Annotated in this window: 1 protein-coding gene; it reads right to left on the bottom strand. The window is 71.5% G+C overall.

Annotation, left to right across the window (positions count from 1 at the left end; all coding sequences use genetic code 11):
- On the bottom strand, positions 1–881 hold an 881-nt coding region (locus ETD86_RS54565), incomplete at both ends, for an aldo/keto reductase (RefSeq protein ID WP_138674414.1).

Raw genomic sequence — 881 nt, 5'->3', positions numbered from 1 at the left:
CACGTTGGCCTCCAGCTGCTCGGGGCTGGAGGCGCCGACGAGCACCGAGGTGATCCGCGGGTCGCGCAGCGCCCACGCCAGCGCCAGCTGCGCGACCGTCTGCCCGCGGGCGGCGGCGATCTCGCCCAGCGCCCGGACGAACGTCAGCACCTGGGGCGTCACCCGGTCGGCGGTGAGGAAGCGCCCCTCGGCGGCCCGGGAGTCGGCCGGGATGCCGCCCAGATAGCGGTCGGTCAGCAGCCCCTGGGCCAGCGGCGAGTACACCACGCAGCCGACGCCTTCCTGCTCCAGCACGCCCAGCAGGGACTCCTCGATGCGCCGGTTGAGCAGCGAGTACGACGGCTGGTGCACCAGCAGCGGGGTGCCCAGCCCGCGCAGCAGCCGGGCCATTTCGGCGGTGCGCTCGGGCGAGAAGTTCGAGACGCCGACGTACAGAGCCCGCCCGGTGCGCACCATGTGGTCGAGCGTGGCCGCCTGCTCCTCCAGCGGCGTCTCCTCGTCCTCCCGGTGCAGGTAGAAGATGTCGACGTAGTCCAGACCGAGCCGGGCCAGCGACCGGTCCAGCGTGGCCAGCAGATGCTTGCGCGAGTTGCCATAACCGTACGGGCCGTCCCACATGGGGTTGCTGCCCTTGGTGGTGACGACGACCTCGTCGCGCAGCGCCTTCGGGAAGATCCGCCCGAAGGCCGCCTCCGCGGCGCCGAACGGCGGCCCGTAGCGGTCGGCGATGTCGAAATGAGTGATGCCGAGATCGAGCGCCTTGTGCAGGATCGCCCGCTGGCTCTCGACCGGCTTGCCCTCACCGAAGTTGTGCCACAGACCGAGCGACACGGCGGGCAGCAGCAGTCCGCTGCGACCGCACCTGCGGTACGGCTGACGTT

It is taken from the genome of Nonomuraea turkmeniaca (genome assembly GCF_005889735.1).
GTDB classification, from domain to species: Bacteria; Actinomycetota; Actinomycetes; order Streptosporangiales; family Streptosporangiaceae; genus Nonomuraea; species Nonomuraea turkmeniaca.
Note: the sequence above shows the minus strand (reverse complement) of the source record. Positions and strands in the feature narration are given on the sequence as shown.